22 protein-coding genes are annotated in these 26270 nt (G+C 72.7%); 20 read left to right on the forward strand and 2 right to left on the reverse strand.

The features are described from left to right. Positions 1 to 726 precede the first annotated feature (726 nt). The 11 genes from AW270_RS10345 to carB all read left to right on the forward strand — a co-directional run bounded on the left by AW270_RS10345 (position 727) and on the right by carB (position 15123). A complete protein-coding gene (locus AW270_RS10345) occupies positions 727 to 1476 on the forward strand; it encodes an SDR family oxidoreductase (RefSeq protein ID WP_218009154.1) in 750 nt (249 codons plus the stop codon). A gap of 19 nt (positions 1477 to 1495) precedes the next feature. Then, positions 1496 to 2533: an SGNH/GDSL hydrolase family protein gene (locus tag AW270_RS10350; RefSeq protein ID WP_061293200.1), complete on the forward strand. Its 1038-nt coding sequence runs from the start codon at positions 1496 to 1498 to the stop codon at positions 2531 to 2533. A gap of 159 nt (positions 2534 to 2692) precedes the next feature. Beyond that, positions 2693 to 4849 carry an iron-containing redox enzyme family protein gene (locus tag AW270_RS10355; protein WP_061293202.1) on the forward strand — a complete coding sequence of 719 codons (2157 nt, stop codon included), beginning with the start codon at positions 2693 to 2695 and terminating at the stop codon, positions 4847 to 4849. 56 nt (positions 4850 to 4905) lie between these two features. Next, complete coding sequence (locus AW270_RS10360; RefSeq protein WP_061293204.1) at positions 4906 to 6744, forward strand: carbamoyltransferase family protein; 1839 nt, start codon at positions 4906 to 4908, stop codon at positions 6742 to 6744. A 10-nt stretch (positions 6745 to 6754) separates the two neighbouring features. Further along, positions 6755 to 6901, forward strand: a complete 147-nt coding sequence (locus AW270_RS39480) for a hypothetical protein (protein WP_169807284.1) — start codon at positions 6755 to 6757, stop codon at positions 6899 to 6901. Beyond that, the gene (locus AW270_RS10365; protein ID WP_061293206.1) at positions 6898 to 7854 is read left to right on the forward strand and encodes a TauD/TfdA family dioxygenase; all 957 of its coding nucleotides are present in this window, start codon (positions 6898 to 6900) and stop codon (positions 7852 to 7854) included. The genes AW270_RS39480 and AW270_RS10365 overlap by 4 nt, the downstream gene beginning before the upstream one ends. Positions 7855 to 7887: 33 nt before the next feature. Beyond that, complete coding sequence (locus tag AW270_RS10370; RefSeq protein ID WP_061293208.1) at positions 7888 to 9147, forward strand: ATP-grasp domain-containing protein; 1260 nt, start codon at positions 7888 to 7890, stop codon at positions 9145 to 9147. Then, a complete protein-coding gene (locus tag AW270_RS10375) occupies positions 9144 to 9413 on the forward strand; it encodes a hypothetical protein (RefSeq protein WP_218009155.1) in 270 nt (89 codons plus the stop codon). Before AW270_RS10370 ends, AW270_RS10375 begins: the two co-directional genes overlap by 4 nt. Next, on the forward strand, positions 9410 to 10687 hold the full coding sequence (locus AW270_RS10380) for an ATP-grasp domain-containing protein (protein ID WP_061293210.1): 1278 nt from the start codon (positions 9410 to 9412) through the stop codon (positions 10685 to 10687). Before AW270_RS10375 ends, AW270_RS10380 begins: the two co-directional genes overlap by 4 nt. Next, a complete protein-coding gene (gene carA, locus AW270_RS10385; RefSeq protein WP_061293212.1) occupies positions 10675 to 11787 on the forward strand; it encodes a glutamine-hydrolyzing carbamoyl-phosphate synthase small subunit in 1113 nt (370 codons plus the stop codon). Before AW270_RS10380 ends, carA begins: the two co-directional genes overlap by 13 nt. A 24-nt stretch (positions 11788 to 11811) precedes the next feature. Next, entirely contained in the window at positions 11812 to 15123 is a 3312-nt protein-coding gene (gene carB / locus AW270_RS10390; protein ID WP_061293214.1) for a carbamoyl-phosphate synthase large subunit, read from the forward strand. Here the strand turns inward: carB and AW270_RS10395 are convergent. After that, on the reverse strand, positions 15097 to 16434 hold the full coding sequence (locus tag AW270_RS10395) for an aminotransferase-like domain-containing protein (RefSeq protein WP_061293217.1): 1338 nt from the start codon (positions 16432 to 16434) through the stop codon (positions 15097 to 15099). The genes carB and AW270_RS10395 overlap by 27 nt on opposite strands. Positions 16435 to 16600: 166 nt before the next feature. Here AW270_RS10395 and AW270_RS10400 point away from each other — a divergent pair, with 166 nt between their 5' ends. Further along, on the forward strand, positions 16601 to 17296 hold the full coding sequence (locus AW270_RS10400; protein ID WP_061293218.1) for a LysE family translocator: 696 nt from the start codon (positions 16601 to 16603) through the stop codon (positions 17294 to 17296). An 8-nt stretch (positions 17297 to 17304) separates the two neighbouring features. Here AW270_RS10400 and AW270_RS38600 read toward each other — a convergent pair whose 3' ends face one another. Next, the gene (locus tag AW270_RS38600) at positions 17305 to 17961 is read right to left on the reverse strand and encodes a TetR/AcrR family transcriptional regulator (protein ID WP_061293221.1); all 657 of its coding nucleotides are present in this window, start codon (positions 17959 to 17961) and stop codon (positions 17305 to 17307) included. 189 nt (positions 17962 to 18150) lie between these two features. Between AW270_RS38600 and AW270_RS10410 the strand changes: the two genes are divergently transcribed. Genes AW270_RS10410 through speB form a run of 8 tightly spaced genes read left to right on the forward strand, consistent with a single transcriptional unit; the run spans position 18151 to position 26251 of the window. Then, the gene (locus AW270_RS10410; RefSeq protein ID WP_061293223.1) at positions 18151 to 19710 is read left to right on the forward strand and encodes an ABC transporter substrate-binding protein; all 1560 of its coding nucleotides are present in this window, start codon (positions 18151 to 18153) and stop codon (positions 19708 to 19710) included. Between the two features lie 4 nt (positions 19711 to 19714). Next, positions 19715 to 20662 (forward strand): ABC transporter permease, encoded by a 948-nt coding sequence (locus AW270_RS10415; protein ID WP_061293225.1) that lies wholly within the window; start codon positions 19715 to 19717, stop codon positions 20660 to 20662. Continuing rightward, positions 20662 to 21501, forward strand: coding sequence for an ABC transporter permease (locus AW270_RS10420; RefSeq protein WP_061293227.1), 840 nt, complete (start codon positions 20662 to 20664; stop codon positions 21499 to 21501). Before AW270_RS10415 ends, AW270_RS10420 begins: the two co-directional genes overlap by 1 nt. Continuing rightward, the gene (locus AW270_RS40520) at positions 21498 to 22502 is read left to right on the forward strand and encodes an ABC transporter ATP-binding protein (RefSeq protein ID WP_061293230.1); all 1005 of its coding nucleotides are present in this window, start codon (positions 21498 to 21500) and stop codon (positions 22500 to 22502) included. The genes AW270_RS10420 and AW270_RS40520 overlap by 4 nt, the downstream gene beginning before the upstream one ends. Continuing rightward, entirely contained in the window at positions 22499 to 23302 is an 804-nt protein-coding gene (locus AW270_RS40525; protein ID WP_061293231.1) for an ABC transporter ATP-binding protein, read from the forward strand. Before AW270_RS40520 ends, AW270_RS40525 begins: the two co-directional genes overlap by 4 nt. Beyond that, the gene (locus AW270_RS10435; protein ID WP_061293233.1) at positions 23299 to 23664 is read left to right on the forward strand and encodes a cupin domain-containing protein; all 366 of its coding nucleotides are present in this window, start codon (positions 23299 to 23301) and stop codon (positions 23662 to 23664) included. The genes AW270_RS40525 and AW270_RS10435 overlap by 4 nt, the downstream gene beginning before the upstream one ends. Then, on the forward strand, positions 23661 to 25262 hold the full coding sequence (locus AW270_RS10440) for a N,N-dimethylformamidase beta subunit family domain-containing protein (protein WP_061293235.1): 1602 nt from the start codon (positions 23661 to 23663) through the stop codon (positions 25260 to 25262). Before AW270_RS10435 ends, AW270_RS10440 begins: the two co-directional genes overlap by 4 nt. Then, positions 25259 to 26251: an agmatinase gene (gene speB / locus AW270_RS10445; RefSeq protein WP_061293238.1), complete on the forward strand. Its 993-nt coding sequence runs from the start codon at positions 25259 to 25261 to the stop codon at positions 26249 to 26251. The genes AW270_RS10440 and speB overlap by 4 nt, the downstream gene beginning before the upstream one ends. The last annotated feature ends 19 nt before the right edge of the window (positions 26252 to 26270 follow it).

The raw sequence follows: 26270 nt of genomic DNA on the forward strand, positions 1-26270 counted from the left end.
CGCGTCGTGCGGGCAGAGTGAACGTGACGGAGCGTGACGCCGATTTCACCGGCGGGCCGCGCTCCGCGGCGATTTCCCCGGACGGCCGGACGGCGTCAACGCATTTCGCGCGGCGATTCGGCCGTCCGCCGGGATGGGCCTGAATCGGGTCGCCGGGAGGCTTGCCCGCGAGGCCGGGACATCGTTTTCCGATCGTGAAAATCCCTCCTCGGTGCTCACCGGCGGCATTTGTGACAGCTTCCGTCATAGCGGGAGAAGACCGAAACAACTGCGTCTATTGACAGCGCCAAACTCGGTCAGTCTAATACGAAAGCGGGCAATTGAGTGCGTGCTGGACCTCGCCCGCACGCTGGTGGGCCGACCTTGACGAGACTGCCCCTACCAGCGTGAACGACCTCCGCCCGGTGCGGAAAGCCATCAGTCGACTTCGGGGGATTCCCTTGCACACGAGACCTGCTGCGGGGTGTCGCCCGATGGTCACCGGCTTCCCGGATCGGCCTGGAGGGGCACCTGCCGATGGAGGATGAATGCACCGAAGAACCTCGGTGCAATTCACCTGAGCGTCATATGTTTCATTGATTGAGGATGAGCGCGATCGGGCCAATGAATGCCTCGATCGGGACGCGCAGTGCTGCGCGCGCGACATTCTGATATTTCCTTTGACGGCGATGTTCATATCCATGGACGCCGTATTGACAGCGATATTTACCGAGAGTGGTGATGTCTGTGTCCCGTGTGGCCGTGGTCACCGGAGCGAGCGGCGGCATCGGTGCGGCGACCGTCCGCCGCCTGGTGAAAGACGGGTTCGACATCGTGGGGGTGGCCCGGCGCACCGGCCGGCTGGAGGCGCTCGCGGACGAGACCGGAGCCCGCGTGCGCCCGCTCGACCTCACCGACCAGGACGCGGTGCTGCGCTTCGCGGCCGGCCTCGACGCCTGCGACGTGCTGGTCAACAACGCCGGCGGCGCGTTCGGCGCGGAGAGCGTGGCCGCCGCCGACCCGGACGACTGGCGGCGCATGTACGAGGTCAACGTGCTCGGCACGCTGCACGTGACCCAGGCGCTGCTGCCGCTGCTGCGCGCCGGGGCGGGCGGCACGATCGTCACGATCACCTCCACCGCCGCGTCCGTGAACTACGAGGGCGGCGGCGGGTACAGCGCCGCCAAACACGCCGAGCACGCCCTGGTGGAGACGCTGCGGCTGGAACTGAACGGCGAGCCGGTGAGGGTCGTCGAGGTCGCGCCGGGGATGGTGCGGACCGAGGAGTTCGCGCTCAACCGCCTCCGGGGCGACGCCGCGCGGGCGGCGGCCGTCTACGAGGGCGTCGACCGCCCCCTGACCGCCGACGACGTGGCCGAGTGTGTGGCCCTGGTCGTCGGGCTCCCGCAGCACGTCAACGTCGACCGGCTCGTCGTGCGCCCGCTGGCCCAGGCCGCCCAGCACCGGCTCCACCGCGGCCCCCTGTTCCGGCCCTGACCGAAGGAGTGTGCAGCCCGTGAGACTCCAGCGCGAGGCACTGACCCCGCAGATGCGGGAGTACGACAGGTTCTTCGACCCCGCCGACCTCAACTACCAGCCCTATCTCATGTACTTCCACCACCCCCACTTCACCTCCCCGACGATCAACACCGACCGCCACGGCTTCCGCTTCTCCGTCGGCCCCGACGGTCAGCGGGCCTCGGCCGCCGCGATCGAGGGGCCGGGCCCGGTCCGGGTGATCACGGGCGGCTCCAGCGCGCTCGGCATCGGCGCGACCGACGACCGCCACACCCTGGCGTCGCTGCTGTGGAGCAGGTACGCGCCGTCCCACCCGTGGCTCAACTTCAGCGGCCGCTGCTACAACTCCACCCAGGAGGTCCTGCTCTTCACGCTCTACCGGCACCTGCTGCCGGAGATCGACGAGGTCGTCCTGTTCAGCGGGCTCAACGACCTGACGGTCGGCCGGCTGCCCGAGTGGCAGCAGGGCGACCACGGGGCCTTCTTCTTCTGCGGCGAGTACTTCGAGGCCATGGACGAGCTGAAGGAGCGCAACCGCAAGCACTCCAAGGTCTTCGGCAAGCGCGCCGAGCGGTCCACCCGGTCGCGCGTCGCCACCTTCGACGACGTGCGCCACGACATCGGCCAGGTCATCGACTCGGCGGCCGAGCTCACCCTGCGCCATCTCGACACGTGGCGACGGGTGGCCGGGCCCGCCGCCCGGATCTCCTACGTCCTGCAGCCGATGTTCCTGTGGACGGGCAAGACGTGGTCGCCGGAGGAGAAGCTCCTCTTCGAGGAGATCGACCGCATCTCCAAGCTCGGCACCTGGGACGAGCTCTACGGCGACATCTCCACCCCGGAGGTCGCCCGGGAGTTCGCCGAGGCGATCCGCGTCGGCTGCGAGAAGCGCGACGTGCGCTTCTACGACCTCAACCCCGTGGTCGCCGACGCCGTGACCGGCGACGACTGGATCTACGTCGACCGGGCCCACTACACCGACAGGGGCCACGACGTGGTCGCCGGCCTGCTGGCCGCGACGCTCGGCCTCTCCTGACCTGTCCCACCCCATCCGAGGAGTCATTCGGCATGTCATTCCTGCGCAAGATCGTCGACAGGGTGTTCCGGCGCAAGAAGCGCGCCAGGAAGAAGAACGACGCGTCCATCTACCCCATGTTCTGAGACCGGCCCAGGTCCAGACCGGGAGGTGAAAGTGATGATGGAGACGAACGTGGCGGCCCGCTGGCTGTACGCCCGCGCCGCCGACCCCGAGGCGTACGTCCCCGCCGGTGAACTCGTCGAGGAGGTCCGCGCGGAACTGCGCCGGAACGTTCCCGACGGCCCGGCGGCACTCGACGACCTGCTGCGGCGGGCCGCCGGCTGGGCGGCCGAAGAGGGAGCGAGGTTCCGGGAACTGGCCGACCGGACGGCCGACGAGGAGGGCCGCCGCGTCCTCGTCCGCAGGGCCGCGCTGGGGTGCGCGCCGCTGGCCCTCGCCTCCGGGGCGTGGCTCCAGTGGCTGAGCGCCCCCGGCAACGCCGACGACGCCCTCGTGCTGCGGATCCTCGCCCTGTACGCGTCCGACGTGGGCGTCGGGCACCCCGGCGCCTCGCGCGGCGACGCCTATCTCGACCTGCTGCGGCGGTTACGCCTGTCCGAGAACGCGGTGCCGCTCGCGCGGCTGGCGGGCGACCCGCGCGTCGCCGACGGCGCGTACACGATCCCGGCCCTGCTGCTGGTGATGAGCCGCCGCCCCGACGACTTCCGGGGCGAGCTGCTCGGCGCCGACCTGTGCCTGCGGACCGTGGGGCTGCTGCCCGCGCTGACCATGGTCAGGCAGGCGCTGCCGGTGGCGGCCGACTGGGCCGTGGTCGACCCGTCGGCGGCCCGGCGGCCCGAGGACCCGCCGCCGGTGGACGAGAGCCGCGCCGTCGTGGCGGAACTGGTCGCCCGGGAGGGACCCGCCGCGGAGGCGGCCGTGCTGCTCGGCTTCTCCTGGGCGCTGGCCGCGCTGCGCGACCACGCCGAGGCGCTGCACGCCGAGCTGACGGCCTCGTCCGACCCGGCCTACGACATGGCCGACCTGATGCGGCTGCGCGCCAGGGAGGGCGCGGTCTACCACCACGGGTTCGAACTGGAGGGCCGGACGCTGGCCGCCTGGCTGACCGACGCCCGGACCGACCCGTCGGGCCTGCTGGCCGCCCTGTCGCGGAGCAAGCTCGTCAAGCCCGGCCGTTCGGAGGCGAGCGCGCTGGTCAAGGGCCTGGTCGGCGAGCGCGGGCCGATGTTCCGGGTGTTCTCGCCCGACGACCTCACAGTCATCCGCCGCTGGATCGACTCCCTCCCGGCCGCCCCCGCCCCGGCGGAGACGGCGGGAACCGGCGGCGGCCGGGCCACCCCGGCGACGGCGGCGGGTGTGGCCCGGGCCCTGCGGGCCGGACCCTGGTCCGCGGGCAGGGCCCCGGCCGACGTGCGGGAGGCCTACCACCTGCTGATGGTCCGCACCGACACCCCGGCGCTCCGCTCCTGGTGCCTGGAGTACGTGCAGGGCTGGCTGGCACGTTCCCGCTACGGCATGGACGGCGGCGCGATGCCGCTGCCCCCGGTCTGGGGACGCGAGGGACTGCGCCCCTGGCTCCAGACCCAGCACGACCGGCACGGCGCGGAGTTCGAGCAGAACGCCGAGGTCCCGCTGCCCTCGCGGGAGGACGTCGTCGACGACACCGTGCAGACCGCGCCGCTGACGCTGATCGACGGGAGCTGGCTGCAGGGCTTCACCGACCACGAGCTCGCGTCGTCGGACATCGGCCACGCCCTCTTCCAGACCTACTGGGACGAGCTCGGCAACGGCCTGGCCAAGCTCAACCATCCGCTCATCTACCGGGCCGTGCTCAAGGAGATGGACGTCGACCTGCCGCCCACCGCGTCGCCCGAGTTCGCGCGCTGGCCGGGCTTCCGGGACGAGTCCTTCGAACTGCCCGTCTACTGGCTGTGCGTCGGGCGGTTCCCCCGCACCTTCCTCCCCGAGGTCCTCGGCCTCAACCTGGCCATGGAGCTGTCGGGGGTGGGCGGCACCTACCGCAGGGCCCGGCTGGCGCTGAAGCGCTACGGCTTCAACACGCGCTTCGTGGACATCCACAACACGATCGACAACGTCGCCACCGGCCACTCCGCGTGGGCGGCCGACGCGGTCGACATCCTCCTCGCCGGCCTGCCCGAGGCCCCCGGGCCGGGATCCCGGGCCGAGACCTGGGAGCGGGTCCGGGCGGGTTACCGATCGCTCAACCCGCCCAGCGGCCGGGGCGCACGCAGAGCCGCGCGCCGTGCCACCCGCCGCGGCACGCCGCTCTTCCCGTTCGCCGGCCGTCGGTGACGCGCGTCCCGCCATCGAACCCTCGTACGGAGACTCGTACGGAGAGGAGCAGCACCATGTCCGATCTCGTTCTCGGCATCTCGGCCTTCTACCACGACAGCGCCGCCGCCCTGGTCGCCGGCGGCGTGCCCGTCGCGGCGGCGCAGGAGGAGCGTTTCACCAGGAAACGGCACGACGCCGCGTTCCCGTCCAGGGCGGTGGAGTACTGCCTGGACGAGGCCGGGGTGAGCTTCGACGACATCTCCGCCGTCGCCTACTACGAGGACCCGCGGCTGAAGTTCCGCCGGGTGCTGGCCACCTTCGCGGGCGCGGCCCCGACCGCCTTCCCCTTCTTCCGCGACGCGCTGCCGCCCTGGCTGGCCAGGAACGGCAAACGGCACACCGACCGGACCGTGCACCGCGAGCTCCGGAAGCTCGGGCGGGGGCGGGTGCCGGAGGTCTCGGTCCGCCGCCACCACGAGTCGCACGCCGCCTCGGCGTTCTTCCCCAGCCCGTACGAGTCGGCCGCCGTGCTCTGCGTCGACGGGGTGGGGGAGTGGGCGACCACCACCCTGTGGCACGGCCGGGGCACCGAGCTCACGCCCCTGTCCGAGCTGCGGTTCCCGCACTCGCTGGGGATGCTCTACTCCGCGTTCACCTATTTCTGCGGGTTCAAGGTCGACTCGGGCGAGTACAAGCTGATGGGCCTGGCCCCGTACGGCAGACCGCGCTACGCCGACCTCATCCGCGACACGCTCATCGACATCAAGCCCGACGGCACCTTCCGCCTGGACGTGAGCCGCTTCGAGTACCTGCGCGGCCAGACCATGACGGGCGGCGCCTTCGAGAAGCTCTTCGGCGGGCCGCGCCGCGACCCCGAGGGGCGGCTCACCGAGCGCGAGTTCGACCTCGCCGCCTCCGTGCAGCAGGTCACCGAGGAGGTGATGCTCCGGCTCGCCCGGACCGCGCGTGAGCGGACCGGAGAGTCGAGGCTCTGCCTGGCCGGCGGGGTGGCGCTCAACTGCGTGGCCAACGGCAAGATCATCGACGCGGGGATCTTCGACGAGGTCTGGGTCCAGCCCGCCGCGGGCGACGCGGGCGGCGCGCTGGGAGCCGCCCAGGCCGTCGCGATGGAGCGCGGCGCCACCCGCGATCATCTCGGCACCGGGCACGACGCGATGGCCGGGTCGCTGCTGGGCCCCGCCTACGACGACGAGGAGATCGGCGCCTACCTGACCGCCAACGGCATCCCGCACCGGCGGCTGGACCCCGGCCAGCTGGCCGCGCAGGTGGCGGAGGGGCTGGCCGACGGCAAGATCGTGGGCTGGTTCCAGGGGCGCATGGAGTTCGGGCCGCGCGCGCTCGGCGCCCGCTCGATCCTCGGCGATCCCCGGGACGCCCGGATGCAGTCGACGATGAACCTGAAGATCAAGTTCCGGGAGTCGTTCCGCCCCTTCGCGCCGGCCGTGCTGGCGGAGGACGCCAAGGACTACTTCGACCTCCGCCAGGAGAGCCCGTACATGCTGGTGGTGGCGCGGGTGGCGGCGGCGCAGCAGCTGGAGGTCCCCGAGTCCGGCGCGACGGGGCTGGACCTGCTCAAGGTGCGGCGCTCGACCATCCCGGCGGTCACCCACGTCGACCACTCCGCGCGGGTCCAGACCGTCGACGGGCGGAGCAACCCGCCCTACCACCGGCTGCTCACCGCGTTCAAGGCGAGGACCGGCTGCCCGGTGCTGGTCAACACCTCCTTCAACGTCCGCGGGGAACCGATCGTGCGGACGCCCGAGGAGGCCTACGTCTGCTTCATGCGGACCGACATCGACATGCTCGCGATCGGCGGGTTCCTGCTGGACAAGAGCGAGCAGCCCGAGTGGTCGGAGCAGTCCGACTGGCGTACCGAAATCCCCCTGGACTGATCGGAACGACATGCGCACCTTCCTGCTCTTCCTGCTCTACCACCTGGTGGTCACCCCGGCCGGGCTGCTCACCCGGCTGGTGCGCGACCCCCTGTCGCGGCGCGCGGACGCGGACGCGACCACCTACTGGATCCCTTCGGACCGGAGGCAGCGATGACCAACTTCCGGCGGATACTCCGCTACCAGATCGAGGACGGGGTCCGGGACATCCTGGGCAAGGAGATCACCGAGCGGGTCTCCAAGAGTTCCCTCGACTCCGACATCGACGACACGATCCTCGCGGGCATCGGCGCCCACGCTCTGCGCCGATACCTCCCCGGCGAGGTCCTGCACGGGATCGACCTGTTCACCGACTCGGGCAGCCACGCCCTGGTGGTGGCCAACCTCCCCACGCAGGAGAACCTGCCCGCGACCCCGGTGAACGGGTTCGGCGACGAGCCCGAGCTCGCGGTGACCAACGCCCTGCACCTGGGGCTGATCCGGCTGCTGCGCACCACGCCGTTCGCGGTCGACTTCGAGAACGACGGGCGTCTCATCCGCAACGTCGTGCCCAACCCGGCCGCGGCCGGGCTGACCAGCTCCTGGGGCGCCGACTCGGAGTTCTTCTGGCACTCCGACAACCCGCACCAGCCGTTCGGCATCCCCGGCTCGGACCCGCGCCCGTTCATCCCGCAGTACCTGACCTTCATGGCGCTGCGCAACGAGGAGCGGGTGCCGACCGAGCTGACGGCGGTCGAGGACGTGGTCATCCGGCTCGACCAGGAGACCGTCGACCGGCTGACCGCCCCGGAGTTCGAGGTCAGGGCCCCCGCCTCCAACGACGGCGAGCGGACGCAGCCGCTCAGGAACACCTCCGTGCTCAGCTTCGACGCGGCCGGCCGCTACCGGGTGCGCTACGACCGGGGCTCCACCACCGGCCTGACCTCGGCGGCCGTCGAGGCGCTCGACCGCTGGTGCGAGGCGCTCGGGACGGTGCCGGCCGAGGAGCTGGTGCTGGAGTCGGGCGTGTTCATGGCCTTCGACAACTACCGGGTGCTGCACCGCAGGCGCAAGTTCACGCCGGGGCCCGCGTCGGCGGCCCGCTGGCTGCGCCGCTGCTACGTCGCCTGAGCCCCACCGACCACGAATCCAAGGAGAGTAGAGATGCCGGGAACGTACCGGGTGGCAGTGATCGGCGGACGGCCGGCTCCCGTGGCGGGCGCCAAGGAGCTGGGCGTCGACGTCGTGCTCTTCCACGAGAAGGGCGCCTACGAGGAGTCGGTCCTCCAGCACTGCGAGCAGGTCGTGCACGTCTCCATCACCGACGGCCAGGCCATCCTCGACGTGCTCAAGCCGATGCACGAGGAGCGCCCCTTCGACCGGGTGCTCACCACGACCGAGCCCGCGGGCGAGTCGACCGGGTTCGTCGTGGACGCGCTGGGCCTGCCCGGCGTCAGCGAGGCGACGGCCCGCGCCCTCAAGAACAAGGTCCTCACCCGCGAGCTGCTCGACCGCCACGACCTGAGCCCGGTGCGCTACCGGCACGTCACGAGCGTCGAGGACGTCGTGCGGTTCCAGGCCGAGATCGGCGACCGCGTCATCGTCAAGCCCGCCGACGGCGTGGCCAGCCTGCACATCCACCCGGTCGCCGGGCGGCAGGACGCCGAGCGGGCGTGGCGGGCGCTGGCGGAGGCGGGGGTCACGCTGGTGATCGCGGAGGAGTACCTGGAGGGCCCCGTCGTCAGCGTGGACTCCTTCTCCTTCGGCGGGCGGCACCTGCCGATCGGCTACTCCGAATACCGGATGAACGACCGCTACGTCGAGTGGGAGGTGAGCACCCCCAGCCGGGTCGCCGCCCCCCACCGGGAGGAGCTGTTCGAGCTGACCCGGCGGCTGCTCGACGCGGTCGGGCTGACCGAGGGGCCCTCGCACAGCGAGTTCGTGCTGACCCCGAAGGGGCCGAGGGTGCTGGAGTCGCACGCCCGGCTGGCCGGCAGCGGCGCGCCCGAACTGGTCCGCCGCGCCTTCGGGCTCGACCTCAACCGCATGTTCCTCACCGTCCCGCTCGGGATCGACCCGCTGCCGGAGACCTCGCCGGAACCGCGCGGCGGCGCTGCCGTCCGGTTCTTCACCCCCGAGCCCGGCACGATCACGGCCGTCGAGGTGGACGACGACGCGGCCGACGTGGTCAGGACCGTGCCCCCCGGCGAGGTGCCGCTGGTCTTCCTGCCCTACCTCGACGAGTTCACCGACGTCGAGGTGGCGGCGGTGATCGGCAAGAACGCGGGGGACACCGTGCCGCCGCTGCTGACCGTGGCCGACTGCGTCTCCGGCTACGTGATCGCCTCCGGCGCCGACGCGGCGGACGCGGTGGCCCGGTGCGACCGGGCCAACGACAGGATCCACTTCCGGACGAGGCCGTGACCACGATCGGTTCCGCCGAGATGGCGGACTCCGTCACCCAGCTGCGGACCGCCCGGCGGCTCGTCGCCGAACGCTCCACCGCCGACCAGTCGCTCACCCAGGCCGCCCTGCACCTGATCGACTGCGCCGCCGACGTGGTCAGCCGGTTGCCGGCCGGGGACCTGGAGTCGGCCTGCGAGGCGCTCGGCTCGGCGCGGGCGGCCGTGGTCTCGGCCACCTACGCCGTGCGGCGCATCCACGACCTGTCCAGGACGGAGGACGCATGAGCGAGCACCCCGGCGAGCACATCGTGATCATCCACCGCTGGCGCGACCGGCAGGCGCTCTACCAGGACTACGTCGACCACGACGCCCACCGGGTCAGCTACGTCACCACGGAACTGGGCGTGGCCTCCGTGCCGGCCGCCGCGGCGGCGGTCCACGTCGTCCCGGCCACCGACCGCGTCCCCGACGTGCTCGGCGCGCTCGGCGAACTGACCGCCCTGTACGGCCCCCCGGCCCGGATCGTCGCCCTGAACGAGGGCGACCTGGACATCGCGGCGCTGCTCAGGGAGCACGTGGGGTGCGGCGGGCAGGACACCCGGCGGCTGGCCCGCTTCCGCGACAAGCTGGTCATGGCCGACGTGATCTCCGCCGCCGGGATCCCGGCCCCCGCCTACGCCGACGCCCCCGACGAGGAGGCCGTGCTGGCCTTCGCGGAGAAACACGGCTGGCCGCTGATCGTCAAGCCGAGGAACGGCACCGCCAGCAGGGACGTGGTCCGCCTCGGCTCGGCGGCCGACCTGGCCGCGCTGCGCCGCCTGCCGCCGGAACCCCGGCTGGTCCAGGAGTTCTGCGGCGACGCCGTCTACCACGTCGACGGGCTGTGGACCGGCGACCGGCTGGGCCCCTGGCGGGCCTCCCGCTACGTCAACACCTGCGTCGGCTTCACCAGGGGCGACGCCCTGGGCTCCGTCGAGGTCGACGACGCCGGGCTGCTGCCGGCGCTGGAGGAGTTCACCGCCGCCGTGGCGGGCGCGCTCAGCGACGAGCCGTGGGTCTTCCACCACGAGGTGTTCGTCGGGACCGCCCCCGGCGGCGGCCCCCGGCTGACCTTCCTGGAGTCGGGCTACCGGGTCGGCGGCGCGGAGATCCCGTTCCTGTGGCGGGAGGTCCACGGCATCGACCTGATGCGCGCCGCCGTGGACATCCAGCTCGGCCGGCGGCCGGACCTGCCGGTGCCGGCGGAGTGGCGGACCGGCGGGTGGCTGCTGGTGCCGACGCCGGTGGCCGCGCCGTGCCGGGTCGTCGGCTGGGACCTGCCTGAACCGGCCACGCCGGGAGAGGGGCCGTACGCGCACGTGATCGCGCCGGTGGGCGACGTGATCCCGAAAGTCGGCGGATACGAGCACGTCGGGGCCCGGTTCCGGTTCCGGGGCGACTCCAGCGGGGACGTCGAACGGGCCGTGGTCCGGACGGCCGAGCGGTTCCACCTGGAGTGCGCGCCGCTGACCCCGGCGCTGACCCCGGCCGCCGTCCGCCACCAGGCGTGCGTCCGGTGACGGCGGCCGTGCTCGTCCTGGAGGACGGCCGCGTCTTCCGGGGCCGCGCCTTCGGGGCCGTGGGGGAGACCTTCGGCGAGGCGGTCTTCTCCACCGGCATGACCGGCTACCAGGAGATCCTGACCGACCCCTCGTACCACCGCCAGGTCGTGGTGATGACCTCGCCGCACGTCGGCAACACCGGGATGAACGACGAGGACCCCGAGTCGGGCCGGATCTGGGTCGCCGGGTACGTCGTGCGCGACCCGGCGCGGGTCCCGTCCAGCTGGCGGTCCCGGCGGAGCCTGGACGAGGACCTGACGGCCCAGGGCGTCGTCGGCATCAGCGGCGTCGACACCCGGGCGCTCACCCGGCACCTGCGTGAGCGCGGCGCGATGAGGGTCGGCGTCTTCTCCGGCCCGGCGATCACGGACGCGGCCGCGATGCTCGGCCGGGTCCGCGCCGCGCCGGAGATGCTCGGCGCCGACCTGGCGCGGGAGGTCTCGACCGCCGCACCCTACGTGGTCCCCGCACTCGGCCACCCGCGCTTCCGGGTGGCCGCCGTCGACCTGGGCCTCAAGTCGATGACCCCCCGGCGGATGGCCGAACGCGGCGTCGAGGTGCACGTGCTGCCGTCCACCGCGACGGTCGAGGAGGTCTACGCGCTGGAGCCGGACGGCGTCTTCCTGTCCAACGGCCCCGGCGACCCCGACACCGCCGACCTGAGCGTGGTCCACGCCGCGCTGCGGCGGGGCACCCCGCTCTTCGGCATCTGCTTCGGCCACGAACTGCTGGGCCGCGCGCTCGGTTTCGCCACCTACAAGCTCAAATACGGCCATCGCGGGATCAACCAGCCGGTGCAGGACCGGATCACCCGGAAGGTCGAGATCACCGCGCACAACCACGGCTTCGCCGTGGACGCGCCGCTCGACGGCGCGACGGCCACGCCGTACGGGCGGGTCGAGGTCTCCCACGTCTGCCTCAACGACGGCGTCGTCGAGGGACTCGTGCTGCTCGACCGGCCGGCACTCAGCGTCCAGTACCACCCCGAGGCGGCGGCCGGGCCGCACGACGCGGGGCACCTGTTCGACCACTTCGTGGCGATGATGGGGAGACGATGACCCAGACGATGACAGGGAGACACCGTGCCGAAGCGCACTGACATCCGGTCGGTCCTGGTGGTCGGCTCGGGGCCGATCGTCATCGGGCAGGCCGCCGAGTTCGACTACTCGGGCACGCAGGCCTGCCGGGTCCTCAAGGCCGAGGGGCTGCGGGTGATCCTGGTCAACTCCAACCCGGCCACGATCATGACCGATCCGGAGATGGCCGACGCCACCTACGTGGAGCCGGGCACCCCCGAGTTCGTCGAGAAGATCATCGCCAGGGAGCGCCCGGACGCGCTGCTCCCCACGATGGGCGGCCAGACCGGGCTCAACACCGCCATCACCCTGCACGAGACGGGCGTGCTGGAGAAGTACGGCGTCGAGCTGATCGGCGCCGACGCGGCGGCCATCCGCAAGGGGGAGAACCGGGAGCAGTTCAAGGAGGTCGTCGAGGCCGTCCGCGCCAAGATCGGCCACGGCGAGTCCGCCCGCTCGGTGATCTGCCGGTCCATGGCCGAGGTCATGGCGGGCGCGGCCCGGCTCGGCGGATATCCGGTCGTGGTCCGCCCGTCGTTCACCATGGGCGGGGCCGGGTCGGGCGTCGCCCACGACGAGGAGGAGCTGCGGCGCATCGCGGGCGTCGCGCTGACCTTCTCGCCCACCACCGAGGTGCTGATCGAGGAGTCGATCCTCGGCTGGAAGGAGTACGAGCTGGAGCTGATGCGCGACCGGAACGACAACGTGGTCGTCGTCTGCTCCATCGAGAACCTCGACCCGATGGGCGTGCACACCGGCGACTCCATCACCGTCGCGCCCGCGATGACGCTGACCGACCGCGAATACCAGATCATGCGCGACATCGGGATCGCGGTCATCCGCGAGGTCGGCGTGGACACCGGCGGCTGCAACATCCAGTTCGCCGTCGACCCCGCGACGGGCCGGATCATCGTCATCGAGATGAACCCGCGCGTCTCCCGGTCGAGCGCGCTGGCGTCCAAGGCCACCGGCTTCCCGATCGCCAAGATCGCGGCCCGGCTGGCGATCGGCTACACGCTCGACGAGATCCCCAACGACATCACCGGGCAGACCCCCGCCTCGTTCGAGCCGGCCCTCGACTACGTCGTGGTGAAGGTGCCCCGGTTCGCCTTCGAGAAGTTCCCCGGGGCCGACCCGACCCTCACCACCACGATGAAGTCGGTGGGCGAGGCGATGGCGATCGGGCGCAACTTCCCCGAGGCGCTGCAGAAGGCGCTGCGGTCGCTGGAGCGGAAGGACAGCCAGTTCTCCTTCACCCGGGGTCCCCTCGACGGGCTGCTCGACGCCGTGCGGCGGCCCACCGAGGGCAGGATCACCGCCGTCATGCGGGCCGTCCGCGCCGGGGCGAGCCGGGAGGAGATCGTCGAGGCGACCCGGATCGACCCCTGGTTCGTCGACCAGATCTTCCTCATCAGCGAGATCGCCGACGAGGTGGCGGACGCGCCCGCCCTGGACGCCGCCCTGCTCACCCACGCCAAGCGGCACGGGTTCTCCGACGCGCAGATCGCCGCCCTGCGGGGCCTGGGCGAACCCGACGTCCGGCGGATCCGCCACGAGCTCGGCGTCCGGCCCGTCTACAAGACCGTCGACACCTGCGCGGCCGAGTTCGCCGCCCGCACGCCCTACTTCTACTCCTCCTACGACGAGGAGAGCGAGGTCGCGCCGCGTGACCGGCCGGCGGTGATCATCCTCGGCTCGGGGCCCAACCGCATCGGCCAGGGCGTCGAGTTCGACTACTCGTGCGTGCACGCCTCCTTCGCGCTGCACGACGCCGGCTACGAGACCGTCATGGTCAACTGCAACCCGGAGACGGTGTCGACCGACTACGACACCTCCGACCGGCTCTACTTCGAGCCGCTCACGCTGGAGGACGTGCTGGAGGTCGTCCACGCGGAGGAGCGGGCCGGGCCGGTCGCGGGGGTCCTGGTGCAGCTCGGCGGGCAGACCCCGCTGGGCCTGGCGCAGGCGCTCAAGGACGGCGGCGTCCCGGTGGCCGGCACCCCGCCGGAGGCGATCCACCTCGCCGAGGACCGGGGCGCGTTCGGCCGTGTCCTGGCCCGCGCCGGGCTGCCCGGCACCGAGCACGGCACCGCCACCTCCTTCCCGGAGGCCAAGGCGATCGCCGACGAGGTCGGCTACCCGATCCTCGTGCGCCCGTCCTACGTGCTCGGCGGGCGCGGCATGGAGATCGTGTACGACGAGGCCAGGCTCGCCTCCTACATCGGCGAGTCCACCGAGATCGGCCCCGACCGCCCGGTGCTCGTCGATCGCTTCCTCGACGACGCGATCGAGGTCGACGTCGACGCCCTCTACGACGGCGTCGAGCTCTACCTCGGCGGCGTCATGGAGCACATCGAGGAGGCCGGGATCCACTCCGGCGACTCGGCCTGCGTGCTGCCGCCGATGACGATCAGCGGCGAGATCGAGCGGCTCCGGGCCTCGACCGAGGCCATCGCCCGCGAGATCGGCGTGCGGGGGCTGATCAACATCCAGTTCGCCCTGGCCGGTTCGGTCCTGTACGTCCTGGAGGCCAACCCGCGCGCCTCGCGCACGGTGCCGTTCGTCTCCAAGGCGACCGCGGTGCCCCTGGCCAAGGCCGCCGCCCGCATCTCGCTCGGCGCGACCATCGCGGACCTGCGCGCCGAAGGACTGCTGCGCCCCCGCGGCGACGGCGGCACCCTGCCGCTGACCGCGCCCATCTCGGTCAAGGAGGCGGTGCTGCCCTGGACCCGGTTCCGGGACGCCTCCGGGCGCGGCACCGACACGGCGCTCGGCCCCGAGATGCGCTCGACCGGCGAGGTCATGGGCATCGACGCCGGTTTCGGCGTCGCCTACGCCAAGTCGCAGAACGCCGCCTACGGCGCGCTGCCCACCAAGGGCACGGTGTTCATCTCGGTCGCCGACCGCTACAAGCGGGCCATGGTCTTCCTGGCCGGGGCGCTCGCCGACCACGGCTTCACGCTGCTGGCCACCGAGGGCACGGCCGGGGTGCTGCGCCGCAACGGGGTCGAGGCCGCCGTCGTCCGCAAGCACCGCGACGGTCCCGGGCCGGACGGCGAGCCCACGATCGTGGGCCTCATCCACGAGGGCGAGGTCGACCTGGTGGTGAACACCCCCTACGGCGCGGGCGGCCGCATGGACGGCTACGAGATCCGCACCGCCGCCGTCGCCCGGGGCGTGCCCTGCCTGACCACCGTCCAGGCGCTGGCCGCCGCCATCCAGGGCATCGACGCGCTGACCTGCGGAGAAGTGGGGGTGCGCTCCCTCCAGGAGCACGCCCGGCTGCTCACCTCATTCGGCGAGGACGTCCTCGGGTGAGGAGAGGGCGAGCCCGGCCAGGGCGGCCAGCGCCCGCTCCAGCGTCGGGGCCGGGGGAGAGGCCAGGCCGAGCCGGACCGCGTTGGGGGCCCGGTAGTTGCCGACGGCGAAGGCCGCCGCCGGGGTGACGGCGATGCCGTGCCTGGCGGCGGCGGCCACGAACGTGTCGGCCCGCCACGGGGGCGGCAGCTCCCACCAGCAGTAATAGGAGCGGGGGTCGCTGTGGAGGGTGAACCCGCCCAGCCGCCGGGCGGCGATCTCCTGCCGGACCGTCGCGTCGCGCGTCTTGTCGCGGGTCACCGACCGCACGACGCCGTCGGCCGTCCACTTGGCCGCCGCCTCCAGCGCGAACCGCATCGGCGTCCAGCCGCCGGAGTGGAGCGCCGCGGTCACCCCCGGCACGGCGGCCTCGGGGACGACGGCGAAGCCGACGGTCAGGCCGGGCGCGAGCCGCTTGGAGAGGCTGTCGATGAGGATCACGTGGTCGGGCGCCAGCGCGGCGAGCGGCGGCAGGTCGTCGCGGAGGAACGACCAGATGACGTCCTCGACCGCGCGGATCCCCAGCCTCGGGAGCAGCTCGGCGAGCTCGGCCCGGCGCTCGACGGGCATGCTGACCGACAGCGGGTTGTGCAGCGTGGGCTGGAGGTAGATCGCCTTCAGCGGGGCCTTGCGGGCCGCCTCGGCCACCGATTCGGGGATCAGCCCGTCGCGGTCGACGGCGAGCGGGACGAGGGTGACCCCGAGCCGCCCGGCGATCGTCTTGACGACGGGATAGGTGAGCTCCTCGACCCCCAGCCGCCCGCCCGGCGGGACCAGCGCCGCGACGGCGGCCGCGATGGCCTGGCGGCCGTTGCCGGCGAAGAGCACCCGAGCCGGATCGGGCCGCCACGCCCGGCGGCCCAGCAGTTCCGCGACGGCGTCCCGGGCGTGCGGGGTCCCGGCCGCGCCGACCGGCCGCATGGACGACTGCAGGACGTCGGGCCGGAGCAGCGACCTGATGCCGTCGGCGAGCAGCCGGGGCTGCTCGGGGACGACGGGATAGTTGAGTTCCAGGTCGACCCGGGAGTCGCCGGGCTCGGTGAAGGCGGGCCCGGAATGCCGGACCGAGGCCCGGACGAAGGTGCCGCGGCCGACCTCGCCGACCGTCAGGCCGCGGCGGTTCAGCTCCGCGTAGACGCGGGCGACGGTGGAGTTGGCGATGCCGCGCTGCCGGGCGAAGTCACGCTGCGGGGGCAGCCGGTCTCCCGGCCGCAGCCGCCCGGCCGCGATCTCCGCGGTCACCTCGTCGGCCACTCTCCGGTAGCTCTCCATCTCGTGCTCCTCTCAGGGCCTCCCCGCTGACCGTGCACGGCACGAACAAAGCCGCGACAAAATACAAGCACATCATTGCACCGAGTGCAATATTAATTATTGCACTCGAACGGATCCCGTCGATATGTTGAGAAAGCGGTTCTCCTCAGAGCAGAAGGCGGCGTCGATGGTCGGACAGAGTGCGGTGCTGGGCGTCGTCTCCATCGCCCTCGGCATGGTGCTGTCACCCGGCCCGAACATGATGTACCTGGTGTCGCGGAGCATCAGCCAGGGGCGCCGGGCCGGCGTCATCTCGCTGGGCGGCGTCGTGACCGGCTTCCTCGTCTACCTGGTCGGCACCAACCTGGGCCTGGCCGTGCTCTTCGCCACGTTCCCCGGGATCCTCACCGGGATCCGCCTGGTCGGGGCCGCCTACCTGCTGTGGCTGGCCTGGAAGACGGTCAAGCCCGGCGGCGTGTCGGTGTTCACCGTGCAGCAGATCCCGGACGACACCCCGCGGCGGCTTTTCGCGATGGGCCTGATGACCAATCTGCTCAATCCGAAAATCGCCATTCTTTATATTTCCGTCATTCCCCAGTTCATCGACCTCGACAGGGGAAATGTACTCCTTCAGGGTTTCATCCTCGGAGCATTTCAGATCTTGGTGGCGACGTCGGTGAACCTGGCGATCGTCCTGGTCGCGGGCGGCGTCGCGGGCTTCCTGTCCCGCCGGCCCTTCTGGCTGCAGGCGCAGCGGGTCGTCATGGGGGGCATGCTCGGCGTCCTGGCCGTCATGCTCGCCTTCGACCACACCGCGGGCGGCTCGCCCGTCGCCGAGTGCGCCGACCGGCCGTGCGTGCGCGGGGTGCAGACCACCCCCTGACCCCGGCGTCAGACGGCGAGGGTGGCCAGGGCGGTGATGTGGGGGGCCAGCTCACCGGCCCGCGCCCGGACGTCGTCGAGCGGCCGGGCGTCGAGGAGCGTGGCGCGCAGGACGAAGTCGGCCACGTCGAGGGCGCGGGCGGCCGGCGCGGTCGAGGGGGCCGCGCCGCGCTCGCGCACCACCTCCAGCAGCAGCCCGGTGATCGCGTGCTGGACGAAGCCGGTGTCGAAGGGGACGAGCTCGCCGCCCTCGATGCCCGTGTCGATGAGGTTCCGCGTCAGGTCGTGGATCTCGGTCCGCCGCTGGGCCTGCTCGGCCAGCTCGGGGGCGCGGAGCACGTCGTCGTTGTACAGCCCGCGGACGTCGTAGGGCAGCGACAGGATCGCCGCGACGTCCACCTGGAGGTAGGCGTGGAGCCGGACCGCCACCGGGCCGGGCAGGTCCAGGGCGGCGCGGATGCGCGCCCGCGCGGGGACCAGGTCGGCGTCGAGCAGCGCGGCCAGGATGAGGTGCTTGGTCGCGAAGTGACTGTAGATCGAGGGCTGGCGCATCCCGACCTTGTCGGCGATGTCGCGCGTGGACGTGCCGTGGTAGCCGCGCTCGGCGAACAGCCGCGACGCCTCCACGAGGATCCGGTCTCTGGTGGCTCCGCCGCCTCGGGTCATGTGCGCATCATGGCGGTCCTCCGGGGGGTGTGACGTCAGGTAGCTTAACCAGGGTTTTTAGGACATCCGAAATTAATATTTGGCTAACACCCAAAGTCTTGTGTCCTCAGCCTATCGGTCGATAGCTTTGCGCCGGAAGTCAGCCCGGGTCTCCTCCGTACGAGGCCGGCGCATGTCTTGGAGGCTTCGATGAACACATGGACCAAGCCGGCCGCCGCCATGGCCGCTCTGGCCGCCGTCGCGCTGGTCGCCGGCTGCGGCTCGGGAACCGGCGCCGCCGCCGGCGGTTCCGGCCCCGCCGCCGTCAAGGCGGACAACAACCTCGTCATCGGCCGCACCGTCGCCGTGGACGGCATGTCCGGGGACTCCTGCTACGGCGCGGGGTCCATCTCGACGATGCCGATGATCTACGGCAACCTGCTCACCAACAAGCCGGACGGCTCGGGCGTGCAGCCCGGCCTCGCCGCCTCCTACGACTACGACGCCGCCGCCCGCACCTACACCTTCCAGCTCCGCCCGGACGCCGGCTTCAGCGACGGCTCCCCGGTCACCGCCGCCGACGTCGCCTTCTCCTTCGAGCAGTGGCGCGACGGCAAGACCAGCGGCTCCTACTACGACATGATCAAGAGCGCCGAGGCGACCGGCGAGCACACCGTCGTCGTGCACCTCACCCGGCCCGACACCTTCCTGCCCGCCCTGCTGACCTGGTGCACCTCGACGGTCTACCCCGACCGCTACGCCGGGAAGTCGCCGGAGAAGTTCTTCGCCGACCCGATCGGCGCGGGCCCGTTCGCGTTCGTGTCCTGGCAGAACCCCGGCCCGTCCGAGACGATCACCCTGAAGAAGAACCCCCACTACTACGGCGCCGCCCAGGGCGAGCCCCACGTCGACACCGTGGTGGTCAAGACCTCGGCCGACGCCGCCCAGCAGATGCTGGCCTTCCAGGGCGGTCAGCTCGACCTGATCGAGGGGCTCACCGCCGACGAGGGCAACCAGCTCGCCCCCGAGCAGGCGCGGATCCCCAAGCCGAGCCAGGCCAGGGACCTCATGCTGAACGCCAAGCGGCCGGCGCTGGCCGACGTCAACCTGCGCAGGGCCATCTCCGCCGCGATCGACCGCGAGGCGCTGGCCAGCGTCCAGCAGGGCTACGTGGTCCCGGCCGCCGGCATGCTGCCGACCAACGTGCCCAACTCGGTGCCGCCCACCACGCCGTACACCTATGACCTGGCCGCCGCCAAGGCGCTCATGGCGCGGCGCGCCGACCAGAAGCCGGTCACGCTCACGCTCGGCTTCGAGGGCAGCAGCTCGACGCTGTCCACCATGGCCCAGCTGCTCCGCGACCAGCTCGCCAAGATCGGCGTCGAGGTGACGCTCAAGCCCAGCGACAGCGCCACGGTCTACTCCCAGGGCAGCAGCGGCGACTTCGACATGCTCATCAGCGACCTGTCGGCGATCTCGCCCACGGTGTTCGACCCGATCAGCTTCGTCGTGGCCGCCTGGTCGCCCTGGACCGGCGCCGACGGCGCGCTGCTGAAGGAGAAGTTCACCACCGGCACCTCCTCCACCGACGACTCCGTCAAGGACGCGGCGGTCCGGGCCATCCAGGACGACGCCCAGGCGCAGTCGACGGTGATCGGCATGGTCAACATGTCGACGGCCTTCGCGGTGGCGGGCTACGTCGAGGGCTTCACCGCCACGCCGTTCCTGTCCTGGGACGCCGCCACGGTCAAGATCCGGACCGGGTCGTGACCCGGTGACCGGGCGCGGACGGTTCCGGTTCGTCGGCAGGCGGCTGCTGCAGGCGATCCCGCTGACCCTGGTGCTGCTCCTTCTCGTCTTCGCCATGCTCAAGGTGGTCCCCGGCGACCCCGCTCTCCAGGTGGCCGGGCCCCGGGCGAGCGCCGCGACGCTGGAGGCGATCCGGATCCACCTGGGTCTCGACCAGCCGGTGTGGCTCCAGTTCGTCCACTACCTCGGCCGGGTCGCGACCGGCGACCTCGGCACCACCGCGACGGGCTCGACGAAGGTCAGCACCCTCATCGCCGCCGGAACGCCGGTGACGCTGGTGCTGCTCGCCGTCAGCACCGTCTTCACCGTGGTCATCGCCGGCGCGACGGCCCTGCTCGCCGCCCGCAGGCCCGACGGCCTGGCCGACCGGCTGATCAACGTGGTGGCCGCCTTCGGCGTCGGCGTCCCGACCTTCTGGCTGGGGATCGTGCTGCTGGCCGGGGTCGCGCTGCCGACTGGAGCGTTCCCGATCGGCGGCTGGGGCGACACCCCCGCCACGGTGCTGCGCGCCGCCGTGCTGCCGGCCCTGGCCCTCAGCGTCTCGGTCGCGCCGGTCCTGATGGCCAGCCTGCGCAGCGGCATCGTGGAGGCGCGGCGTTCGGAGTACCACGCCGCCGCGCAGGCCGCCGGGGTGCGGGGCTGGACGCTGACCCGCAGGTTCGTGCTGCGCAACGCGGCCGTGCCGCCGGTGTCGCTGCTGGCCGCGCTCACCACGCTGCTGCTGTCGGGGGCCGTCGTCGTGGAGTCCACCTTCGGGCTGCCGGGGCTCGGGCTGAGCCTGACCCAGGCCGCGCAGAACCGCGACTTCAACGTCATCCAGGGCCTGACCCTGGTGTTCTCCCTGGCCGTCGTGGCGGTCAACCTGGTCGGCGACGTCCTGGTCGCCCTCCTCGACCCGCGCGTGGAGGTGTGATGGCCCTCGTCCAGGTCCTCGGCCGCCGCCGGGTCCGGCGCGGCTCCGGCGGCCCCGCCCTGGTGATCGGGGCGGTGCTGCTGGCCCTCCTGCTGGCCGCGAGCTTCGCGGCCGGGACGCTGACCGGCCACGACCCGGCGCTCACCGACCTGACCGCCCGGTTCCGGCCGCCCACCGCGCAGCACTGGTTCGGCACCGACCAGCTCGGCCGCGACGTCCTCACCCGCGTGCTCGTCGCGGCCGGGACCGACCTGCCGCTGGCGCTGCTGGGCGCGGCCGTGCCGGCCGTGATCGGGATCGTGCTCGGCGCGCTCGCCGGGTACGCCCGGGGCTGGATCGGCACCGCCGTCATGCGGCTGGCCGACCTGATCCAGGCGTTCCCCTCCTACATCCTGCTGATCGTCCTGGTCTTCCTGCTCGGGCCGGGCGGCGGATCGTTCCTGGTCGGGGCCGCCGTCGGCGCGTGGGTGACCTACGCCCGGCTGGTGCGCGGGGTGGTGCTGCGGCTGCGGGAGCTCGACTACGTGCGGGCGGCCCAGGCCGCCGGGCTCGGGCACACCCGGGTCCTGCTGCGGCACGTCCTGCCCAACGCCCTGCCGCAGGCCGTGGTCTACGCGGCCTCCGACATCGTGCTCGCGCTGAGCTATCTCGCGGCGCTGTCCTACCTCGGGCTCGGCATCCAGGCGCCCGGGATCGAGTGGGGGCAGATGATCGCCGAGGGGCAGCCCTTCCTGCGCAACCAGTGGTGGGTGTCGGTGATGCCCGGACTGGCGATCATCCTCGTCGGCGTCGCCGTCCGGCTCATCGCCGGCGGCCTGGAGCGGAGGCTGCAGCGATGACCCCCGTCCTGCGGATCACCGACCTCGTGCTGGAGACCGGGCCCGCCTCGGCTCCGCTGCGCCCGGTGTCCCACGTCGGCTTCGAGGTCGCCCCCGGCGAGGCGTTCGGCCTGGTCGGCGAGTCGGGGTCGGGCAAGAGCCTGACCCTGCGCGCGGTGACCGGCCTGCTGCCCGAAGGCGTCCGCCAGGCCGGCGGCACCCTGGAGCTGGAGCGCGACGGCGCGCTGCGGCCCTACCGGTTCGCCGAGGCGCGCGGCCGGGGGATCGGGATGGTCTTCCAGGAGCCGATGACCGCGCTCAACCCCACCATGCGGGTCGGCGACCTGGTCACCGCCGGGCCGCGCGCCCGCCACGGCTGGAGCCGCCGCACGGCCAGGAGCCGCGCGCTGGACCTGCTCGCCGAGGTGGGCATGCCCGATCCGGAGGGGCAGGCCCGGATGTGGCCGCACCAGCTCTCCGGCGGGCTCCGCCAGCGCGTCATGATCGCGATGGCGCTGGCCACCGAGCCGTCGGTGCTGCTGTGCGACGAGCCGACGACCGCGCTGGACGTGGCCGTCCAGGACCAGATCCTGCGCTTGCTGCACCGCATCCGGGTCGAGCGCGGGCTGTCGATCGTGTTCGTCACCCACGATTTGGGCGTCGTCCGGCGGCTGTGCGACCGCGTCGCGGTGATGTACGCGGGCCAGGTCGTCGAGACCGGCCGCGTCGACGAGGTCTTCACCCGGCCGACCCACCCCTACAGCGCGGGCCTGCTGCGCTCGATGCCGACGCCGGACACCCCCAGGGACCGCCCGCTGGCTGCCATCCCCGGCGGGCAGCCCGGCGCGGCCGACCGGCCGGAGGGCTGCCGGTTCGCGCCCCGGTGCGCGCACGCCGTGCCCGCCTGCGCCCGGCTGGCGCACACCCTGGCCGAGGTGCCCGGCTCGCCGTCGAGGAGCGCCTGCCTGCGGGTGGCCGGCCTCGGCGGGCCGCCGCTGGACAGAAGGGCCCTGATCGCATGAGCGCCGCACCGCTGCTCCAGGTGGACGACGTCGTGGTGGACTACTCCCACGGGCGCGGGTCACCGGCCGTCGACCACGTCAGCCTCGACATCCCGCGCGGCCGCACCCTCGGCCTGGTCGGCCAGTCGGGCTGCGGCAAGTCCAGCCTGGCCCGGGTCGTCGCCGGGCTCGCCGCGCCCACCTCGGGCGCCGTCCGGCTCGGCGGCGCGGTGCTGCCCACGCCGCGCGGCCGGGCCGACGCCACCCGGATCCAGATGGTCTTCCAGGACCCGAGCTCGGCGCTGAACCCGATGCACACCGTCCGGCGGACCCTGACCGAGCTGCTGCTGGTGCACCGCCGGGCCCCCGACCGGCGCGCCGCCACCGACCGCGCCGTCGAACTGCTGGAGCTGGTCGGCCTGGGCGCGGCCGTCCTGGACGCCCGCCCGCGCGGCCTGTCCGGCGGGCAGCGGCAGCGGGTGGGCATCGCCCGCGCGCTCGCCGTCGAACCCGAGGTGCTCATCGCCGACGAGGCGGTCTCCGCCCTGGACGTCTCCGTCCAGGCCGCCGTGCTCAACACGCTGCGCGACCTCGGCGCCCGGCTCGACCTGACCATGCTCTTCATCTCGCACGACCTGGCGGTGACGCGCTACGTCTCCGACGAGCTCGCGGTCATGCACCGCGGCCGGATCGTCGAACGCGGCCGGCCCGACGACGTGCTGCGCCACCCGCGGCACGAGTACACCCGATCGCTGGTCGCGGCCACGCCGCGCATGGACGGCCCGGCACTGTCCGAGGCCGAGGAGGCACGCCCCCTATGACAGTTCTCGACGTCCAGACGATCTCCAAGAGGGACGGCGTGACCGTCGTCCCGCCCCCGGCCGACTACGCCGAGGTCTCCCCGGGCTGGCGCGAGGTCGAGCACCGGGCCCGCCTGGAGGTCCCCGGCGCGCTGGCCGCCTTCTGGGAGGGCACCCCCGGCTCGGTGCGGATCCCGCGCTGGCCCTACCACGAGGTCTGCGTCCTGCTGCGCGGACGCGTGGCGATCGAGGACGCCCAGGGCGGCCGCCGCGAGTTCGCCGCGGGGGAGTCCTTCCTGGTCCCGGCCGGTTTCGACGGCTGGTGGCACACCCTTGAAGCGACCGAGAAGATCTTCGTCGCGATCCCGGCGGGTGCCGAATGAGCGGCTACCCCGTCCCGCGCTCCGCCTGGTCGCCGCCCGCCTGGCCGTCCCCCCGGCCGACCGGGGAGGGCCTGGAGGCCTGGTGCTACACCGACCGCTTCTCCTACCGCCCCGGCGAGACCGTGGCGGTCTCCGCCTACACCACGGCCGCCCGCTACTCGCTCACCGTCATCCGCGACGGCGCGCACCCGCAGGTCGTGCACGAGCAGACCGGCCTGCCCGGCACCATGCCGGACACCCCCGACGACGCCTACGCCGAGGGCTGCGGCTGGCCGGTCACCGCCCGCGTCGCCATCCCCGATGACTGGCCGTCGGCCATGTACCTGCTGGTCATCCGGGCCGAGCTCGACGGGCGGGTGGTGGAGAACGAGCACTTCTTCGTGGTCCGCTCCGCCGAGCCCGGCCGGCGCACGCCGTACGCGCTCGTGCTGACCACCAGCACGCTGACGTCCTACAACGACTGGGGCGGCGCCAACGCCTACCGGGGTCTCGGCGACGACCCGGCCGTGGACGTCTCCTCGCCCCGGCTCTCCCAGCTCCGCCCGCTGTCACGCGGCTTCCTGCGCAAACCGCCGGGGGCCCCGCGCAACCGCTACGAGGAGCACGTGCCCCCGTTCTGGGAGCCGCGCTACCCCGTGTACGAGTGGGCGCGGCTGCGCGACTACGGCCGCCACCACGCCGACGCGTTCTGGGCCACCTACGAACGCCCCTTCGCCGTCTGGGCCGAGCAGCAGGGCTACGTCCTGGACTACCTCACCCAGGACGACCTCGACCGCGACCCGGCCGCCCTCGACGGCTACCAGTGCGCCATCCTGGTCGGCCACGACGAGTACTGGTCGTGGAAGATGCGCGACGCGATCGACGGCCTGGTGGACCGGGGCGGCAACGTCGCCCGCTTCGGCGCCAACTTCGCCTGGCAGGTGCGCATCGAGGGCACCACCCAGATCTGCCACAAGTACGTGCCCGAGGACGACCCGGTCTTCGGCACCCCCGACCAGCACCTGGTCACCCTGAACTGGGACCACCCCCTCATCGGCCGCCCCGCCGCCGCCACCCTCGGCCTGACCGGGTTCGCCGGGGTGTACGCCGGCTACGGCGCCTCCGCCCCGCGCGGCCACGGCGGCCTCCAGGTCTACCGGCCCGAGCACTGGACGCTGGCCGGCACCGACCTCTACTACGGCGACCTCCTCGGCGGGCACCCCGCCCGGATCGCCACCTTCGAGGTCGACGGCTGCGCCCACGTCGTCGAGAACGGGCTGCCCTTCGCCACCGGCGCGGACGGGGCCCCCGGCAACCTGGAGATCATCGCGATGGGACCCGCCGTCCGCTACGAGGAGGACCACTTCGGGGGAACCGTGCCGCTCGGCGACCCCGGCCTGGCGGGGGTCGAGGAGTACCGCGACACCCACTGGGTCGAGCGGGACGACGGCACCCGCCGGCCCAGCTACGGCTCGGCCATGATGGCGACCTTCACCCGGGGCGAGGGGACCGTCTTCAACTCCGGCACCTCCGAGTGGGTGGCCGGCCTGATCCACCGCGACTGGTTCGTCGAGCACGTCACCCGTACGGTCCTCGACCGGCTGGGAGGAGGCGCGTGAGCGCGGACACGTCGGCGCTCGCCCAGCCGCGCTCCGCGCCGGGAGGCCCGGTCGACGCGACGGTCGTGCCGCGCTACGCGGGGGAGAACACCTTCGCCCGGCTGCCCCGGCTGCAGGACCAGCCCGAGGCCGACACCGTGATCTGGGGCGTCCCCTTCGACACCGGGGTCAGCTACCGGCCGGGGGCGCGGTTCGGCCCGGGGCACATCAGGCAGTCGTCGCGGTTGCTGCGCCCGTACAACCCGGCGCTGGACACCGCGCCGTTCGCCACCCGGCTCGTCGCCGACGCCGGGGACGTCGGGGTCAACCCGTTCGACATCGGCAGCGCGCTGGAGACGGTCCAGCGGGCCGCCGCCGAACTCGCCGGGACCAGCCGCAAGCTGATCACGCTCGGCGGCGACCACACGATCGCGCTGCCGCTGCTCCGCGTCCACCACGCCCGCTACGGCCCGGTCGCCGTGCTGCACTTCGACGCCCACCTCGACACCTGGGACACCTACTTCGGCTCGCCGTACACCCACGGCACCCCGTTCCGGCGGGCCGCCGAGGAGGGGCTGATCGACCACGCCCACTCGATGCACGTCGGCCTGCGCGGCCCGCTCTACTCCCGCCTGGACCTCGACGAGAGCAGGCGGCTCGGCTTCGCCGCCGTGCACGCCCGCGACTTCGCCCGCCGCTCGCTCGACGAGATCATCGAGCGGGTCCGTGACCGGCTGCGCGACCGGCCGGTCTACGTCTCGCTCGACATCGACGTGCTGGACCCCGCGTTCGCGCCGGGCACCGGCACGCCCGAGGCCGGCGGCATGAGCAGCCGCGAACTGCTGGAGGTCCTGCGCGGGCTCGACGGCCTGAACGTGGTGGGCGCCGACCTGGTCGAGGTCAGCCCCGCCTACGACCACGCCGAGCTCACCGGCATCGCCGCCGCGCACGCCCTGTACGAACTGATCAGCGTACTGCCGAAATCGTCGGATAGATACGGGGCGAAATGAATTCATAGCGTTGGCGGTA

It is taken from the genome of Herbidospora cretacea (assembly GCF_001570605.1).
Lineage (GTDB): Bacteria > Actinomycetota > Actinomycetes > Streptosporangiales > Streptosporangiaceae > Herbidospora > Herbidospora cretacea.

Excerpts from the sequence above, each read along its gene's own strand:
- AW270_RS10435 (WP_061293233.1), top strand. The coding sequence starts at position 23,299 with ATGACAGTTCTCGACGTCCAGACGATCTCCAAGAGGGACGGCGTGACC.
- AW270_RS40525 (WP_061293231.1), top strand. The coding sequence starts at position 22,499 with ATGAGCGCCGCACCGCTGCTCCAGGTGGACGACGTCGTGGTGGACTAC.
- AW270_RS10395 (WP_061293217.1), bottom strand. The coding sequence starts at position 16,434 with ATGGAGAGCTACCGGAGAGTGGCCGACGAGGTGACCGCGGAGATCGCG.
- AW270_RS10365 (WP_061293206.1), top strand. The coding sequence starts at position 6,898 with ATGACCAACTTCCGGCGGATACTCCGCTACCAGATCGAGGACGGGGTC.
- AW270_RS10370 (WP_061293208.1), top strand. The coding sequence starts at position 7,888 with ATGCCGGGAACGTACCGGGTGGCAGTGATCGGCGGACGGCCGGCTCCC.
- AW270_RS39480 (WP_169807284.1), top strand. The coding sequence starts at position 6,755 with ATGCGCACCTTCCTGCTCTTCCTGCTCTACCACCTGGTGGTCACCCCG.
- AW270_RS10440 (WP_061293235.1), top strand. The coding sequence starts at position 23,661 with ATGAGCGGCTACCCCGTCCCGCGCTCCGCCTGGTCGCCGCCCGCCTGG.
- AW270_RS10360 (WP_061293204.1), top strand. The coding sequence starts at position 4,906 with ATGTCCGATCTCGTTCTCGGCATCTCGGCCTTCTACCACGACAGCGCC.
- AW270_RS38600 (WP_061293221.1), bottom strand. The coding sequence starts at position 17,961 with ATGACCCGAGGCGGCGGAGCCACCAGAGACCGGATCCTCGTGGAGGCG.
- AW270_RS10420 (WP_061293227.1), top strand. The coding sequence starts at position 20,662 with ATGGCCCTCGTCCAGGTCCTCGGCCGCCGCCGGGTCCGGCGCGGCTCC.
- AW270_RS10380 (WP_061293210.1), top strand. The coding sequence starts at position 9,410 with ATGAGCGAGCACCCCGGCGAGCACATCGTGATCATCCACCGCTGGCGC.
- AW270_RS10355 (WP_061293202.1), top strand. The coding sequence starts at position 2,693 with ATGATGGAGACGAACGTGGCGGCCCGCTGGCTGTACGCCCGCGCCGCC.
- AW270_RS10410 (WP_061293223.1), top strand. The coding sequence starts at position 18,151 with ATGAACACATGGACCAAGCCGGCCGCCGCCATGGCCGCTCTGGCCGCC.
- AW270_RS40520 (WP_061293230.1), top strand. The coding sequence starts at position 21,498 with ATGACCCCCGTCCTGCGGATCACCGACCTCGTGCTGGAGACCGGGCCC.
- AW270_RS10400 (WP_061293218.1), top strand. The coding sequence starts at position 16,601 with ATGGTCGGACAGAGTGCGGTGCTGGGCGTCGTCTCCATCGCCCTCGGC.